Source organism: Xenorhabdus szentirmaii DSM 16338, assembly GCF_002632585.1.
In the GTDB taxonomy this organism is placed as follows: Bacteria; Pseudomonadota; Gammaproteobacteria; order Enterobacterales; family Enterobacteriaceae; genus Xenorhabdus; species Xenorhabdus szentirmaii.
This window is the reverse complement of record NZ_NIBV01000001.1, coordinates 540,942-557,654: the sequence shown is the minus strand read 5'-3', so window position 1 is coordinate 557,654 and position 16,713 is coordinate 540,942. Positions and strand designations below refer to the sequence as shown.

The following is a 16,713-nucleotide window of genomic DNA, read 5'->3' as shown; positions in this document are numbered from 1 at the left end:
CTGATTGAATCGGCTCAGGAAAGTCGTTGTACAGCGACATGGGCCAATCCCACAAGGGCCGCCTTGTATGGAGAGTCTTCCAGTATCTGTAACACTGAAATAGCCTTGTCGGCTTCTTCCTCTGCCCGTTGGCGGGTGTATTCCAGTGAGCCACACTGTTTCATTGTTGCCAGAACGGTATCCAGCAAATGGCGGCCATTGCCTTGTTCAATGGCACTGCGTATCAATGCCGATTGTTCAGGCGTTCCATGATGCATGGCATGTAAGAGGGGTAAGGTCGGCTTGCCTTCGTTCAGGTCATCCCCGGTATTTTTACCGAGTGTACTGTTGTCTGAATCGTAGTCCAGCAGGTCATCAATTAACTGAAATGCAGTACCAAGATAACGGCCATAATCACGCAAAGCCGTTTCTTGCTCGGGGGTTGCATTGGACAGAATGGCGGCTGAATGTGCTGCGACTTCAAATAACCGGGCAGTCTTGCTGTAAATGACACGCATATAATCATCTTCTGAGATATCCGGATCATTACAGTTCATCAATTGCATGACTTCACCTTCCGCAATGACATTTGTCGCGTCAGACATCAGTTTCAATACGCGCATGGAATCAAGGCTGGTCATCATCTGGAATGAGCGTGTATAGATAAAATCGCCCACGAGGACACTGGCCGCATTGCCATAAATTGCGTTGGCGGTAGCCTTGCCACGGCGCATGTCAGATTCATCAACGACATCATCATGCAGCAATGTTGCGGTATGGATAAACTCAATCAAGGCGGCGACTTTGATGTGTTTTTCATCTTTGCATTGAAGCGCCTTACCAGCCAGTACTGCAATCATTGGGCGAATACGCTTGCCACCGCCGCTGATAATGTAGTAACCAAGTTGGTTGATCAGCGCAACATCAGAATTTAATTGGTTAAGAATGGTTTCATTAACCGCTGCCATATCATCAGCGGTGAGTTGTATTATCGATTCTAAATTCATGTTTTGGCTTTGGACTCTGATTCAGAGCTGTGCTCATTAATTAGCATATCAATAGATATGACGATTGTACTTGAAAAACCGCCCAAATAAATGACAATTGAAAAACTCCGTTTTTTTCTCATCTGTTCTAATTCTGCACTTGTCTTCCCAGCGGTTTTTGCGTAGAATTCGCGCCCTATTGTGAATATTTTATAGCGCGCTCTGGAAAGCATTTCTTAGGGAGTGCGCGGAAAGCGGAGTTTATATGTACGCAGTTTTCCAAAGTGGTGGTAAACAACACCGAGTAAGCGAAGGCCAGACTATTCGCTTGGAAAAGCTGGACATCGCAACAGGTGAAACTGTTGAGTTTGACCAGGTACTGATGGTCGCTAATGGCGAAGACATCAAAATCGGCGCTCCAGTCGTTGAAGGCGTTAAAGTCAAAGCTGAAGTTGTTGCTCATGGTCGTGGCGAGAAAATTAAAATTGTTAAGTTTCGTCGTCGTAAACACAGCCGTAAGCAGCAGGGCCACCGTCAGTGGTTCACTGATGTTAAAATCACTGGCATCGCTTAAGATTTTAGGAGAGCAGATAAATGGCACACAAAAAGGCTGGCGGCTCGACTCGTAACGGTCGCGATTCTGAAAGTAAACGTCTGGGTGTAAAACGTTTTGGTGGTGAGTCTGTTTTGGCAGGCAGCATCATCGTTCGTCAACGTGGTACTAAATTCCACGCAGGCAACAACGTAGGTTGTGGCCGTGACCACACCCTGTTCGCATTAGCTGACGGTAAAGTTAAATTCGAAGTTAAAGGCTCAAAAAACCGTAAATTCATCAGCATCGAAGCTGAATAAGTTTTTTGAATCTTAATCGAGTCTGAAGCCCTGCAATGTGTGTTGCGGGGCTTTTTATATTCTGGATTACGCCATCTCTGGGTACTACCTGCCATCCAGCTTTATAGTGGCTATCCTGCGGAGAAATAAAGATGAAATTTGTAGATGAAGCCAAAATACTGGTTGTAGCGGGAGATGGTGGCAATGGTTGCGTCAGCTTCCGTCGTGAAAAATATATTCCCAAAGGCGGGCCAGACGGTGGTGATGGTGGTGACGGTGGTGACGTTTATCTGTTGGCAGATGAAAACCTCAATACATTGATTGACTACCGTTTTGAAAAGTCCTTCCGCGCAGAACGTGGTCAAAATGGACAGAGCCGTGACTGTACCGGTAAACGTGGTGAGGATATCACGATTAAAGTTCCGGTCGGCACCCGTGTCCGCGATATCGCCACAAGTGAAATCCTTGGGGATATGGTGCGCCATGAACAGCGTTTTATGGTCGCAAAAGGAGGCTTCCACGGCCTCGGCAATACCCGCTTTAAATCCTCTGTAAACCGTGCTCCTCGCCAAAGAACAATGGGTACACCCGGAGAAAGCCGCGAGTTGATGCTGGAACTGATGCTATTGGCTGATGTGGGTATGCTGGGGATGCCAAATGCCGGTAAATCCACCTTTATCCGCGCTGTTTCTGCGGCAAAGCCTAAAGTGGCTGATTATCCATTTACAACACTGGTGCCAAGCCTGGGTGTTGTGCGCATGGATAACGAACAAAGCTTCGTGGTTGCCGATATTCCCGGTTTGATTGAAGGCGCATCAGAAGGCGTTGGTTTGGGAATTCGCTTCCTGAAGCATTTGGAGCGCTGCCGTGTGTTGTTGCACCTGATTGATCTCTGCCCGATTGATGAATCCGATCCGGTTGAGAATGCGCGCGTTATCATCAAAGAGTTGCACAACTACAGTGAAAAACTGGCAGAAAAACCACGCTGGTTAGTGTTCAACAAAGTGGATCTGACTGATCCTGAAGAAGCCAAGCAGCGAGCTAAAGCGATCGCGGATGAGCTTGGTGTAAGTGATTATTACATGATTTCCGCAGTAAACCGTCAGGGCGTGAAAGAGCTTTGTTGGGACATTATGGAATTCATGAAGACACAGCCCCGCAATGCAGAAGTGTTAGAAGAAACTAAACCTGAAAAAGTTGAATTCATGTGGGACGATTACCATAAGGAACAGTTGGAGCAGCCATCGGAAGATGATTTTGATGACGACTGGGATGAAGAAGACGACGAAGGTATTGAGTTTATTTATAAACGCTAGTCTTACGCCGAGGCGTCAGAACATAACGAAAGGGTGCTGTTTTTAGCACCCTTTTTCTATCAAATTCCTCAACTCAATGCTTTTGATATAACGACTTAAATAAATGATTTTCAAAGCGGGACAATGGAACACGACGTGTACGCTGGTCTTCAGGGGAAACTGAATAGGCAGAGATAAATTGGACGAAAGCGATTTGTTGCCCGCTTGCGGCTGTCATAAAACCCACCAGATTATAAACCCCTTGTAACGATCCCGTTTTGGCAAAGATTTTGCCGTCCATACCAGCCTCATGCAGGCCGGGGCGGTACGCTAAAGTGCCATCATATCCCGCCTTGGGGAGCATGGAGATGAAATCAAGCTCATTATTGTTTTGGGCAATAAATTGCAGTACCTCCATCATCGTGGAAGCGGTAATCAAATTGTGGCGTGAAAGCCCGGAACCATCCACAATGACGGTATTGCCTAAATCAATACCGGCTTTTTGCTTTAAAATTTGATGGACTGCATCCGAACCGGCCCGCCATGTTCCGGGAACGTTGAAGTAACGGTGGCCCAGAGTGCGAAAAACAGCATCTGCGATCATGTTGTCTGATTTTTTCAGCATGATTGTGAGCATGTTATTCAACGGCACGGATTGATTGAAGGAAAGGATTTTCTCTGTTTGTTGTGGTGTTGATTGGCGCCTTATATAGCCCTTTAACTCAATGCCAGCAATGCTCAATTCTTTTTTCAGAATGGCTCCCGCATAACTTGCCCCATTCTGGATGGCGAATGCCAACGGCAGCGCCTCAGTACGCTGAGTTAAACAGCCTGTCAGCGTATATCGATTCAGATCACCGGGGATGACATCAAGTTCGCAATATTTTGATTCTGGTGAGCCTTTGGCTAACGTTTTAACTTCGCTGAATACGTTAACGGGATAAAAAGAAGGGACTTTGACAAATGCCAGTTCACCGGGTTGCCCTGCGCTGTAAAGTGAGACAGAAAAGCAGTTTTTATCCACAATTGCGGCAGAAGGGGGAGAGCTGAAACATTGTGTCATATCGTTCCAGGCCCAACCCGGCGCCTTGTCGTGACTGGCAAAAATGGAGATATCTATGATGAGATCGCCATTGATCTGTTTTATGCCCGATTGTTTTAATGTATTGACCATGTTGCGCAATTGCGTGCGGGTTAACATCGGGTCGCCGACAAAGCGGGCTATCAGGTTACCTTCCAATGCCCCCTCTGAAATATTGGCATCACTTTCCAGCGTTGTGGTAAAACGGTAATCCTTGCCAAGCTGAAGTAATGCTGCCAACGCTGTCACCACTTTTTGAGTACTGGCAGGTAATGCCATTTGCTGCCCGTGATAATCAACTGAAGGCGTTTTTGAACCTACGGGTTGGGCAATAAATGAGAGATTCGTCCCTACAGGCAGATATTTTGTGCTTTCCTCAACAGAAGAGGCCCTTGCACTGAAAATACTCAGACTCAAACTGAGTATGCAAACAATTCTGCTGGTGATTTTTAAAAGAGGCATAGATCTCGCATCATGTGTAAATTGGATGAACTTAAGTAATATTTGAATCAATAATACTAATGTGCAATTCAGGAAAAAGTAAACGATGATTCATCATCAACTCTACGTTAGAATAATGGATTAGCAGGTAAAATATGTATGTGAATTCGGATTATACTGAGTTTACACTTCTTTTATTGATATAGTCTGGAAGCCCGCCTGATAGGGTGTGCTTATTGTGCTGTTATTGCAGAAATCAGGAAGATGTTGTTTGGGCTTAGGATTGATTTAGAGGTTTAATAAATGAAACAAATTCCGATGACGGTACGTGGCGCGGATAAATTGCGCGAAGAATTAGAACATTTGAAGAATGTACGTCGCCCCCAGATTATTGCTTCAATCGCGGATGCGCGTGAGCACGGTGATTTGAAAGAAAATGCGGAATATCATGCTGCGCGTGAGCAGCAGGGCTTTTGCGAAGGCCGCATTCAGGAAATCGAAGCGAAACTTTCTAATGCGCAGGTTATTGATGTCACGAAGATGACCAACAACGGACGGGTTATCTTTGGTGCAACAGTAACCGTCTTGAATGTAGACACAGACGAAGAGCAAACCTACCGGATCGTGGGTGATGATGAAGCAAATATCAAAGAGAATCTTCTGTCTGTTAATTCACCGATTGCTCGTGGTCTGATTGGCAAAGAAGTTGATGACGCTGTTGTCATTGCTACACCGGGCGGTCAGGTAGAGTACGAAGTTTTGAATGTGGATTATATTTAATACCTGCCGCAGCCTGTGCGGATCGCCTGTATGAAATAAAAAAGGCCAGACTTGGCCTTTTTTATTATGGCATTTTTGTATAAATATGCCGTGATTATTTAGGTAAACTGATTTTTCTCTCTTGGGATGGACGGTAGAGGACGAGCATTTTTCCAATGATTTGCACATTATGTGCACCTGTTTCACGAACAATCGCTTCCGCGATCAAAGTTTTGATTTCACGGTCTTCGCCTGCAACTTTGACTTTGATAAGCTCGTGATGCGAAAGAGTTTGCTCTATTTCAGCCAATACGCCTTCGGTCAGCCCGTTGTTGCCAATCATTACAACAGGTTTTAATGAATGAGCGAGGCTTTTCAGGTATTGCACTTGTTTTTTGTTAAGAGTCATCGTTTTTTTGCTTAATTGGGATTGAAAATGGCATATTCTACCGCCATCTCATATCTATCACCATAAAAGTATGGTGTGTTTTAATGAGAGAAAGTAAAAAAGTAAGGCTCTCTATTAATATAGTTGGAAAGAACAATGGCCAATAAAAAACGCTCAGCAAGCTCAAGTCGCTGGTTACAGGAACATTTTAGTGATAAATATGTTCTTCAGGCACAGAAAAAAGGGCTTCGCTCTCGCGCTTGGTTTAAACTTGATGAGATACAACAAAGCGACAGAATCTTTAAACCGGGTATGACCGTTGTTGATTTAGGCGCTGCTCCGGGTGGGTGGTCTCAATACGTAGTCAGTCAGATTGGCAATAGCGGTCGGGTAATTGCTTGTGACCTTTTGCCGATGGACCCAATCGTTGGGGTCGATTTCCTTCAGGGAGATTTTCGGGACGAACTTGTATTGAAAGCACTGCTTGAGAGAGTAGGTGATAAAAAAGTCCAGGTCGTCATGTCGGATATGGCTCCTAATATGAGTGGGACTCCCGCGGTCGATATTCCCCGATCCATGTATCTGATTGAGTTAGCGTTGGATATGTGTCGTGATGTGCTGGCCCCCGGGGGCAGTTTTATTGTCAAAGTGTTTCAGGGAGAAGGCTTTGATGAGTACCTGAGGGAAATACGCTCCCTTTTTACGAAGATAAAAATTCGTAAACCAGAAGCTTCGCGGGCACGATCACGTGAAGTATACATTGTAGCGACAGGGCGGAAAGTGTAGTACCCTGACTACTATTTGTTAACACAGTTGTAATATGAGGTTAATCCCTTGAGTGACATGGCGAAAAACCTGATTCTCTGGTTAGTCATCGCAGTTGTCTTGATGTTATTGTTCCAGAGTTTTGGTCCCGGCGATTCTAGTGGTCGCAGGGTTGATTACTCTAAGTTCATCAATGACATATCGCAGAATCAAGTAAGCGAAGTACGTATTTCGGATCGTGACATTGATTTCACTAAGACAAACAACGGTGGGAAATACAGCACTTATATGCCTATGCAGGATGAAAAGCTGCTGGATACACTACTCAATAAACAGATAAAAGTTATTGGTGAACCACCAGAAAAACAAAACCTGCTCGCGACCCTATTCATTTCATGGTTCCCAATGCTACTGCTGATTGGCGTCTGGATCTTCTTTATGCGCCAAATGCAAGGTGGTGGCGGTAAGGGAGCGATGTCCTTTGGTAAAAGCAAAGCCCGTATGTTAACGGAAGATCAGATCAAGACCACATTTGCTGATGTTGCTGGTTGTGATGAAGCAAAAGAAGAAGTGGGCGAATTGGTTGAGTATCTGCGTGAACCTGGCCGTTTCCAGAAACTGGGTGGTAAGATCCCGAAAGGTATCTTGATGGTTGGTCCTCCGGGTACGGGTAAAACGCTGCTGGCAAAAGCTATCGCTGGTGAAGCAAAAGTACCTTTCTTCACTATCTCCGGTTCAGATTTCGTTGAAATGTTTGTGGGTGTGGGTGCTTCCCGTGTTCGCGATATGTTTGAACAGGCGAAGAAATCTGCTCCTTGTATTATCTTCATTGACGAAATTGATGCCGTAGGCCGTCAGCGTGGCGCAGGTCTGGGTGGTGGGCACGATGAACGTGAACAGACACTGAACCAGATGCTGGTTGAAATGGATGGTTTCGAAGGTAATGAAGGAATTATCGTTATTGCAGCAACCAACCGTCCTGATGTTTTAGATCCGGCTCTGTTGCGTCCCGGCCGTTTTGACCGTCAAGTTGTTGTTGGTCTGCCGGATGTTCGTGGTCGTGAACAAATTCTTAAAGTCCACATGCGCCGAATTCCGTTGGACACCGATATTGATGCATCCGTTATTGCCCGTGGAACACCCGGCTTCTCCGGTGCAGATTTGGCAAACCTCGTGAACGAAGCTGCTTTGTTTGCCGCCCGCGGTAACAAGCGTGTTGTTTCTATGGTCGAATTCGAAAAAGCCAAAGATAAGATCATGATGGGTGCGGAGCGCCGTTCAATGGTGATGACGGAAGAGCAGAAAGCATCTACCGCATACCATGAAGCAGGACATGCCATCATTGGCCGCCTTGTGCCGGAACACGATCCTGTCCATAAAGTCACGATTATTCCTCGTGGCCGTGCGCTGGGTGTGACGTTCTTCTTGCCAGAAGGTGACCAAATCAGTGCCAGCCGCCAGAAACTGGAAAGCCAGATTTCAACGTTGTACGGCGGCCGCTTGGCTGAAGAAATTATCTATGGCGTGGACAGTGTTTCTACCGGTGCGTCCAATGATATTAAAGTGGCGACATCTATTGCACGCAACATGGTGACACAGTGGGGCTTCTCAGAAAAACTGGGGCCATTGCTGTATGCTGAAGAAGAAGGTGAAGTCTTCCTCGGTCGTTCAGTGGCTAAAGCGAAACATATGTCTGAAGATACGGCGCGCTTAATCGATCAGGAAGTGAAAGCTATCATTGATCGTAACTATGTGCGGGCACGTCAGATTCTGATGGATAATCTGGATATTCTTCATTCTATGAAAGATGCGCTGATGAAATATGAAACCATTGATGCGCCTCAGATTGATGACCTGATGAACCGAACAACAGTACGTCCGCCTGCGGGTTGGGAAGGTGATAATAATGGTAGCAATAACCACCATACGCCATCATCTCCGAAACCAACAGCGAAATCTGTGGATGATAGTCCAACCGCATAATGTGGTGGTGACCATCTCAAATCAAGGGCAATAATTCGTTATTGTCCTTAGATTTGATCAACTGTTCCTCTTAAACCCCGGGTTCATCCTGGGGTTTTGACATTAAGGCCCCTTAGCAATGAAACTAACAGCCAGAGGCAGTGTCCTCGATCTTTCCAGCCCACAAGTGATGGGAATTCTGAATGTGACCCCTGATTCCTTCTCCGATGGCGGAACGCATAATACTTTTGACACCGCATTGAGATATGCCGAGAAGATGATTGAGGAAGGCGCAACTATCATCGACGTTGGAGGTGAGTCGACCCGTCCCGGCGCAGATGATGTGAGTGAGCAAGAAGAGCTGGAGCGTGTTATTCCTGTGATTGAAGCACTGTCACAGCGTTTTGATACTTGGATCTCTGTGGATACGTCAAAAGCTATCGTGATGAGGGAATCAGCCAACGCGGGGGTTCATATCATTAATGACATCCGTGCATTGCAGGAAACAGGAGCACTCGAAGCCGCAGCAGAAACAGGATTGCCAGTGTGTTTGATGCATATGCAAGGGCAACCTCGCACAATGCAGACTGAACCGCATTACGAAGATGTCGTATCAGAAGTCAGTGTATTCCTGAAACAGCAAATTGAGCGTTGTATAACGGCAGGCATCGCAAAAAATAACCTGATCCTTGATCCCGGCTTCGGTTTTGGTAAAAACATATCGCATAATTATCAGCTATTGGCTCACTTGCAAGAATTCCATCATTTGGGCCTGCCGATTTTAGCGGGGATGTCACGCAAATCTATGATTGGTCAATTGCTTCATGTTCCTCCTCAGGAGAGGGTAACAGGTAGCGTAGCCTGTGCGGTGATAGCGGCTATGCAAGGCGCCCGGATTATCCGTGTGCATGACGTTAAAGAAACCGTTCAGGCAATGCAAATCGTTCAGGCAACGTTGGCAGCAACACACTGATCTCTGCAAAGAATTAAGTTCAGCAAAGGAAAAGAAATTTATGAGTAACCGTAAATATTTTGGTACTGATGGTATCCGTGGCAAAGTGGGTAATACCCCAATAACCCCTGACTTTGTACTGAAATTAGGTTGGGCTGCGGGAAAAGTACTGGCACGTCATGGTTCTCGCAAAATTATCATTGGTAAAGATACGCGAATTTCAGGTTATATGCTGGAGTCCGCATTGGAAGCAGGTCTGGCTGCGGCCGGTTTATCGGCATCTTTTACTGGTCCGATGCCGACGCCTGCCGTGGCTTATCTGACACGGACTTTCCGCGCAGAAGCGGGTATCGTGATTTCAGCCTCCCATAATCCTTATTACGATAACGGCATTAAATTCTTCTCCATTGATGGAACTAAGCTGCCTGATGATGTTGAAGAAGCGATTGAAGCAGAAATGGAAAAACCACTAACTTGTGTGGAGTCTGCTGAATTGGGCCGTGCAAATCGTATTGTTGATGCAGCAGGTCGTTATATTGAATTTTGCAAGGGGACATTCCCGAGTGAACAAAGTTTAAACGGGTTAAAAGTGGTTCTGGACTGTGCCAATGGTGCTACCTACCATATTGCCCCTAATGTTTTCAGGGAGTTGGGTGCAGATGTCATTACCATTGGTTGTGAACCGAATGGTATTAATATCAATGAAGAGTGTGGGGCAACGGATGTTCGCCTGTTGCAGAAACGTGTTCAGGAAGAGCAGGCTGACATTGGTTTGGCATTTGATGGCGATGGTGACCGTATCATTATGGTTGATCATTTGGGCCAAAAAGTTGATGGTGACCAAATCATCTATATCATTGCACGTGAAGCGTTACGACAAGGCCAACTGCGTGGTGGTGTTGTGGGAACATTGATGAGCAATATGGGATTAGAGTTGGCGCTTAAGCAACTCGGCATTCCATTTGAACGTGCTAAAGTCGGCGATCGCTATGTATTGGAAAAACTTCAGGAAAAAGGCTGGCGCATTGGCGCGGAAAATTCCGGCCACGTAATTTTGCTGGATAAAACCACGACAGGGGACGGTATCGTTGCGAGTTTGCAAGTCCTGAGTGCTATGGTACGCAATAACATGAGCCTGCATGACCTGTGTAGTGGTATGAAGCTTTTACCTCAAGTTTTAGTTAATGTTCGCTTTATGGGAAATATCGATCCCCTTCAATCTGAATCTGTCCTTGAAGCCGTTAAGTTTGTTGAAACTGAACTGAATGACCGGGGGCGTGTTCTGTTGCGTAAATCAGGTACAGAACCCCTGATTCGTGTCATGGTGGAAGGTGAGGATGAAGAACAGGTGACGACATTGGCGCACTATATTGCGGATGCAGTAAAAAAATAGGTTAATTTGTTGATTTTTTCTCCGATCAGCACCAGTATTTGAAATTAATCTTGCTTGTCTGAAACGCTTTGGTTAGTATTCACACCCGCTCAATAAGTTAATTTTTCTAATTGTGAGCGGGTGATGCAGTATAATGTCGCTACGAAACTGTGGTAAACCCCACGAGGAAACGGGTACAACATATGTATGAAGCTCTTTTAGGTATATTCTTGCTGGTTGGTATCGGGCTAATAGCTCTGGTCCTGCTACAGCAGGGTAAAGGTGCTGATATGGGTGCTTCTTTCGGTGCGGGTTCATCGGGAACATTATTTGGTTCATCAGGTTCTGGTAACTTTATGACCCGTATGACAGCAGTTTTCGCAACACTGTTTATCGTTATCAGTTTGATACTGGGTAACATGACGAGCAACAAAACCGGTTCAAGCAGCAAATGGGATAATTTGTCTGAACCTGTGAATGTTGAACAGAAAACAGATGTTCCGGCAGTACCAGCAAAACAAAATAGTGATATTCCGCAGTAATTTTCAGTAACAGAATTAAAGTAAGGTTGTTGATTTAAAGCGTTAAGCTCATTAATGATTAAAGCAACAGTCTTATAAATCAGTGCCGAGGTGGTGAAATTGGTATACACGCTACCTTGAGGTGGTAGTGCCTAAACAACGGGCGTACGGGTTCAAGTCCCGTCCTCGGCACCATAAATCTAGAAACTTGCGTTTTTAGTATTATCAGCGTAAGATTTGCCACGTTTTCGAACGCGGGATGGAGCAGCATGGTAGCTCGTCGGGCTCATAACCCGAAGGTCGTCGGTTCAAATCCGGCTCCCGCAACCACTTCTTAACAAGATGTACCTTTTCCAGGATAGTCATTCAGCAGCCATTAATACATCGATCCTAATTTGTAAGGTTGTGCTGGAAGGTCAAAAAAGAAGTTGGTTGAGACCGCAGGCAGTAAATAGGGTCCAGTTGCATAAAGCCCCGATTCTCGGGGTTTTTTGTTATTTGACAGCAGAACTACTGGGCTAATATAGCCCTTTTTTTATGTCTTGGGGGTGGGCTTGTCCACATTAGAGCAAAAATTAACAGAGATGATTTCAGCACCAGTTGAAGCTTTGGGTTTTGAATTAGTGGGCCTGGAGTTTATTCGCGCACGTGTGTCCACACTGCGGGTCTATATCGATAGTGAAGAGGGTATCACTGTTGATAATTGTGCTGATGTTAGCCACCAGGTCAGTGCAGTACTTGATGTCGAAGATCCGATTTCGGTGCTTTATAACCTGGAAATATCTTCACCTGGGCTCGATCGTCCAATGTTTAAGGCTGAACACTACCAGCGTTTCATGGGAGAAACAGTCAGTTTAGTTTTACGCATGGCAATGCAGAACCGCCGCAAATGGCAAGGTATTATCAAAGCTGTTGATGGTGAAATGATTACGGTTACGGTGGATGGAAAAGACGAAGTGTTCGCACTGAGCAACATCCAGAAAGCGAACCTGGTACCCCACTTTTAAAGTTCGGATGAGGCAACTAGGATGAATAAAGAAATTCTGGCTGTTGTGGAAGCGGTTTCTAATGAAAAATCTCTCCCTCGCGAAAAAATCTTCGAAGCATTAGAGATTGCACTGGCGACAGCCACCAAGAAAAAATATGAGCAGGAAATCGACGTTCGAGTCTGCATTGATCGTAAATCTGGCGATTTCGATACCTTCCGTCGTTGGTTGGTTGTAGAAGAAGTGACTCTGCCAACACGTGAAATCACGATAGATGCTGCAAAATATGAAGACCCAGAAATTGAGCTGGGTGGTTATATTGAAGATCAAATTGAGTCAGTGACTTTTGACCGTATTACAACGCAGACAGCAAAACAGGTTATCGTACAAAAAGTACGTGAAGCTGAGCGTGCGATGGTCGTTGATCAATTCCGTGAGCAGCAGGGTGAAATCGTGACTGCTCAGGTCAAAAAAGTCAATCGCGAAAATATTACTCTGGATTTGGGTAATAACGCTGAAGCTGTCATTCTCCGTGAAGATATGTTGCCACGAGAAAATTTCCGTCCAGGTGACCGCGTGCGTGGTGTCCTGTATGATGTTCGCCCTGAAGCTCGTGGTGCCCAGTTGTTCATTACCCGTTCTCGTCCAGAGATGTTGGTTGAACTGTTCCGTATCGAAGTGCCTGAAATTGGCGAAGAGATCATTGAGATCAAAGCCGCGGCACGCGATCCTGGTTCCCGCGCAAAGATTGCGGTGAAAACGAACGACAAACGCATTGACCCTGTAGGTGCCTGTGTAGGTATGCGTGGCGCAAGGGTACAGGCCGTTTCCAGTGAACTGGGAGGTGAAAGAATTGACATCGTGTTGTGGGACGATAATCCGGCACAGTTTGTCATTAATGCAATGGCTCCGGCGGATGTTGCATCTATCGTGGTTGACGAAGACAGCTGCACAATGGATGTTGCCGTAGAAAACAGTAATCTGGCTCAAGCGATTGGCCGTAATGGTCAAAATGTTCGTTTGGCAGCACAACTGTTGAAAAAGCATCGTGGTGATGACAAGTGGGAACTGAATGTCATGACTGCGGAAGAGCTACAAGCGAAGCATCAGGCAGAAGCCCATGCTTCTATTGATACATTTACTAAGCATCTCGACATTGATGAAGATTTCGCCACCGTATTGGTCGAGGAAGGCTTTTCTACGTTGGAAGAACTGGCCTATGTGCCAATCAATGAACTTCTTGCGGTAGAAGGTCTTGACGAGGAAACCGTTGAAGTTCTTCGTGAACGTGCAAAAGCGGCCTTGACAACGCTGGAACTGGCTCAGAAAGAGAGCCTTGGTGATCAGCAACCTGCTGAAGATTTGTTGAATCTTTCTGGCATGGAGCGTACTTTGGCGTTTAACCTAGCTGCCCGTGGCATCTGCACTCTGGAAGATCTTGCCGAGCAGGGTATCGACGACTTATCTGATATCGAAGGACTGAATGATGAGAAAGCAGGAGAACTCATTATGGCGGCCCGTAATATCTGTTGGTTTGGCGATGATGCATAAATAAACTGTAGCAGGAAGGAACAGAATGACAGAGGTAACCGTAAAATTACTGGCAGTAGAGATCCAGACATCGGTAGAACGTCTAATCCAGCAGTTCGCTGATGCTGGCATTCAGAAAACCGCAACTGACTCTGTTTCCCAGAAAGAAAAAGAAGCTTTGCTGGCCCACTTGAACCGCGAACAAGGCGGTTCTGGCAGTCAGCCAAGTAAATTGACACTACAGCGTAAAACGCGCAGTACATTAAACGTTCCTGGCACCGGTGGCAAAAGTAAATCGGTAGCGATTGAAGTCCGCAAAAAACGCACATATGTGAACCGTGATGCTGTTGAACAAGCAAAAGCGGAAGAACAGGCTAAGCGTGAAGCGGAAGAGCAGGCTCGGCGCGAGGCAGAAGAGAAGGCGCGGCTTGAAGCTGAAGCGAAAAAATTCGCGGAAGAGCAAGCTAAACGTGAAGCTGAAGAAATAGCGAAACGTGAAGCTGAAGAGAGCGCTCGACGTGAATCAGAAGAAAAAGCTAAACGTGAAGAGACTGAAAAGGCTCAACGTGCGGCGGCGGAAAAAGAAAAAGTGATTAAGCAACATACCGAAAACAAATCAAAATCAGACCAGACTGCACCTGCTGCGCAAAATGAAAAAGCGCGTCGTGAAGCTGAAGCAGCAGATTTAAAACGTAAAGCTGAAGAAGAAATGAGACGTAAGGTTGAAGCGGAAGCTAAACGTGTTGCAGAAGAAGCTCGTCGAATGGCAGAAGAGAATAAAGACAAATGGTCTGACGACTCTGAATCCAGCCAGGGTGACAGCAGTGATTACCATGTAACGACTTCCCGTCATGCCCGTGATGCGGAAGATGAAAGTGACGCAAAAGTTGAAGGCGATCGCCGTTCCCGCACTCGCGGTGGCAAAGCCGCTCGTCAGAAGAAGAACAATAAGCATTCTGAATCGAAATCAGATCGCGAAGAAGCACGTGCAGGCCGTGCTAAAGGCAAACAGCGCAAAACCAGTACATTACAACAAAGCTTCACTAAACCTGTTGCTGCGGTTAACCGTGATGTCGTGATTGGTGAGACAATTACTGTCGCTGAACTGGCTAACAAAATGGCCGTTAAAGGTTCCCAAGTCATCAAAACGATGATGAAAATGGGTGCGATGGCGACTATCAACCAAGTCATTGACCAAGAAACAGCGCAAATGGTTGCCGAAGAAATGGGGCACAAAGTTATCCTGCGTCGTGAAAACGAGCTGGAAGAAGCGCTGATGAGTGATCGTGATACAGGTGAAACACTGGCAGAAGCCCGTGCACCGGTTGTCACTATCATGGGTCACGTTGACCACGGTAAAACCTCTCTGTTGGACTATATCCGCTCCACTAAAGTGGCTTCAGGCGAAGCGGGTGGGATTACCCAGCATATCGGTGCTTACCATGTGAAGACTGAGAAAGGTATGATCACTTTCTTGGATACTCCTGGCCATGCTGCGTTTACTTCCATGCGTGCACGTGGTGCGCAGGCGACGGATATCGTTGTTCTGGTTGTGGCTGCGGATGACGGTGTAATGCCTCAGACGGTAGAAGCTATCCAGCATGCTAAGGCAGCAAACGTTCCTGTTGTTGTTGCAGTCAACAAAATTGATAAACCAGAAGCCGATCCAGATCGCGTTAAGAACGAACTTTCACAATACGGCGTCATTCCTGAAGAATGGGGCGGTGAAACTCAGTTTATCAATGTTTCTGCTAAAGCAGGCATTGGTATCGATGAGCTGCTGGAAGCGATTCTGCTTCAGGCGGAAGTTCTTGAACTGCAAGCTGTGCGCACTGGCATGGCAAATGGTGTCGTTGTTGAATCCTTCCTGGACAAAGGCCGTGGCCCGGTTGCAACCATTCTGGTTCAGTCTGGTACTCTGAATAAAGGCGACATCGTTCTGTGTGGCTTCGAATACGGTCGTATCCGTGCAATGCGTAACGAACTCGGTCAGGAAGTGGCCTCTGCGGGTCCATCTATCCCAGTGGAAATTCTGGGTCTGTCCAATGTTCCATCTGCGGGTGACGAAGCGACTGTTGTTCGTGACGAGAAAAAAGCGCGTGAAGTGGCTCTGTATCGTCAGGGTAAATTCCGTGAAGTGAAACTGGCTCGTCAGCAGAAATCTAAACTGGAAAACATGTTTGCTAACATGGAAGAAGGTAAAGTTTCTGAGCTGAACATCGTTCTGAAAACTGACGTTCAGGGTACATGTGAAGCAATTTGTGATTCACTGCTGAAACTGTCCACTGATGAAGTTAAAGTTAAAATCATCGGTTCTGGTGTAGGTGGTATCACTGAAACTGACGCCACTCTGGCAGCAGCTTCCAACGCAATTATTCTGGGCTTCAACGTGCGTGCAGATGCCTCAGCACGTCGCATCATTGAAAATGAAAGCGTAGACCTGCGTTACTATTCCGTTATCTATAGTCTGATTGACGAAATCAAACAGGCAATGAGCGGTATGCTGGCACCAGAATACAAACAGCAAATCATGGGTCTTGCAGAAGTCCGTGATGTGTTTAAATCACCTAAATTTGGTGCTATTGCGGGTTGTATGGTGACAGAAGGTAACATCAAACGTAATAATCCAATCCGCGTTCTGCGTGATAACGTGGTTATTTACGAAGGGGAGCTGGAATCCCTGCGCCGCTTCAAAGATGATGTTAACGAAGTCCGTAATGGTATGGAATGTGGTATCGGTGTGAAAAACTATAATGACGTTCGCGTTGGCGACATGATTGAAGTTTTTGAAGTGATTGAAGTCAAACGCTCCATCGATTAATACCATCATCTATCCAATCGATTTATTCCATTCTTGGGGGGCTT

Annotated in this window: 15 protein-coding genes and 2 tRNA genes; 14 read left to right on the top strand and 3 right to left on the bottom strand. The window is 46.1% G+C overall.

The genetic code is table 11. The annotated features are described in order from the left end of the window. Positions 1-14: 14 nt before the first annotated feature. The gene (gene ispB, locus Xsze_RS02630; protein WP_038237681.1) at positions 15-986 is read right to left on the bottom strand and encodes an octaprenyl diphosphate synthase; all 972 of its coding nucleotides are present in this window, start codon (positions 984-986) and stop codon (positions 15-17) included. A 244-nt stretch (positions 987-1,230) separates the two neighbouring features. Between ispB and rplU the strand changes: the two genes are divergently transcribed. From rplU to cgtA, 3 genes are all read left to right on the top strand, one after another. Continuing rightward, entirely contained in the window at positions 1,231-1,539 is a 309-nt protein-coding gene (gene rplU, locus Xsze_RS02625) for a 50S ribosomal protein L21 (RefSeq protein WP_012986964.1), read from the top strand. Between the two features lie 20 nt (positions 1,540-1,559). After that, positions 1,560-1,817 (top strand): 50S ribosomal protein L27, encoded by a 258-nt coding sequence (rpmA, locus tag Xsze_RS02620; RefSeq protein WP_038237679.1) that lies wholly within the window; start codon positions 1,560-1,562, stop codon positions 1,815-1,817. Positions 1,818-1,948: 131 nt separating this feature from the next. Beyond that, on the top strand, positions 1,949-3,112 hold the full coding sequence (gene cgtA, locus Xsze_RS02615; RefSeq protein WP_038237677.1) for an Obg family GTPase CgtA: 1,164 nt from the start codon (positions 1,949-1,951) through the stop codon (positions 3,110-3,112). A gap of 73 nt (positions 3,113-3,185) precedes the next feature. Here cgtA and dacB read toward each other — a convergent pair whose 3' ends face one another. Next, the gene (dacB, locus tag Xsze_RS02610; protein WP_038237675.1) at positions 3,186-4,634 is read right to left on the bottom strand and encodes a serine-type D-Ala-D-Ala carboxypeptidase; all 1,449 of its coding nucleotides are present in this window, start codon (positions 4,632-4,634) and stop codon (positions 3,186-3,188) included. A gap of 282 nt (positions 4,635-4,916) precedes the next feature. On the opposite strand from dacB, the gene greA reads away from it, so the two are divergent. Beyond that, on the top strand, positions 4,917-5,393 hold the full coding sequence (gene greA, locus Xsze_RS02605) for a transcription elongation factor GreA (protein WP_038237674.1): 477 nt from the start codon (positions 4,917-4,919) through the stop codon (positions 5,391-5,393). Positions 5,394-5,487: 94 nt separating this feature from the next. On the opposite strand, the gene yhbY is transcribed toward greA, so the two are convergent. Next, positions 5,488-5,781, bottom strand: coding sequence for a ribosome assembly RNA-binding protein YhbY (yhbY, locus tag Xsze_RS02600; RefSeq protein WP_038237672.1), 294 nt, complete (start codon positions 5,779-5,781; stop codon positions 5,488-5,490). 135 nt (positions 5,782-5,916) lie between these two features. Here yhbY and rlmE point away from each other — a divergent pair, with 135 nt between their 5' ends. The 10 genes from rlmE (at position 5,917) to infB (ending at position 16,669) form a co-directional block, all read left to right on the top strand. After that, a complete protein-coding gene (gene rlmE, locus Xsze_RS02595) occupies positions 5,917-6,546 on the top strand; it encodes a 23S rRNA (uridine(2552)-2'-O)-methyltransferase RlmE (protein ID WP_038237669.1) in 630 nt (209 codons plus the stop codon). 48 nt (positions 6,547-6,594) lie between these two features. Then, positions 6,595-8,508 carry an ATP-dependent zinc metalloprotease FtsH gene (gene ftsH / locus Xsze_RS02590; RefSeq protein WP_038237667.1) on the top strand — a complete coding sequence of 638 codons (1,914 nt, stop codon included), beginning with the start codon at positions 6,595-6,597 and terminating at the stop codon, positions 8,506-8,508. A 118-nt stretch (positions 8,509-8,626) separates the two neighbouring features. Further along, complete coding sequence (gene folP, locus Xsze_RS02585) at positions 8,627-9,460, top strand: dihydropteroate synthase (RefSeq protein WP_038237665.1); 834 nt, start codon at positions 8,627-8,629, stop codon at positions 9,458-9,460. A 40-nt stretch (positions 9,461-9,500) separates the two neighbouring features. After that, positions 9,501-10,832: a phosphoglucosamine mutase gene (gene glmM / locus Xsze_RS02580; RefSeq protein ID WP_038237663.1), complete on the top strand. Its 1,332-nt coding sequence runs from the start codon at positions 9,501-9,503 to the stop codon at positions 10,830-10,832. 182 nt (positions 10,833-11,014) lie between these two features. Beyond that, a complete protein-coding gene (gene secG / locus Xsze_RS02575) occupies positions 11,015-11,353 on the top strand; it encodes a preprotein translocase subunit SecG (RefSeq protein ID WP_038237661.1) in 339 nt (112 codons plus the stop codon). A gap of 84 nt (positions 11,354-11,437) precedes the next feature. Beyond that, positions 11,438-11,527: transfer RNA gene (locus Xsze_RS02570), tRNA-Leu, on the top strand. A gap of 58 nt (positions 11,528-11,585) precedes the next feature. After that, positions 11,586-11,662: transfer RNA gene (locus Xsze_RS02565), tRNA-Met, on the top strand. 224 nt (positions 11,663-11,886) lie between these two features. After that, positions 11,887-12,339, top strand: coding sequence for a ribosome maturation factor RimP (rimP, locus tag Xsze_RS02555; RefSeq protein WP_038237656.1), 453 nt, complete (start codon positions 11,887-11,889; stop codon positions 12,337-12,339). A 21-nt stretch (positions 12,340-12,360) separates the two neighbouring features. Continuing rightward, positions 12,361-13,869: a transcription termination factor NusA gene (nusA, locus tag Xsze_RS02550; protein ID WP_038237654.1), complete on the top strand. Its 1,509-nt coding sequence runs from the start codon at positions 12,361-12,363 to the stop codon at positions 13,867-13,869. A 25-nt stretch (positions 13,870-13,894) separates the two neighbouring features. Further along, positions 13,895-16,669, top strand: a complete 2,775-nt coding sequence (gene infB, locus Xsze_RS02545) for a translation initiation factor IF-2 (RefSeq protein WP_038237652.1) — start codon at positions 13,895-13,897, stop codon at positions 16,667-16,669. Positions 16,670-16,713: the final 44 nt, after the last annotated feature.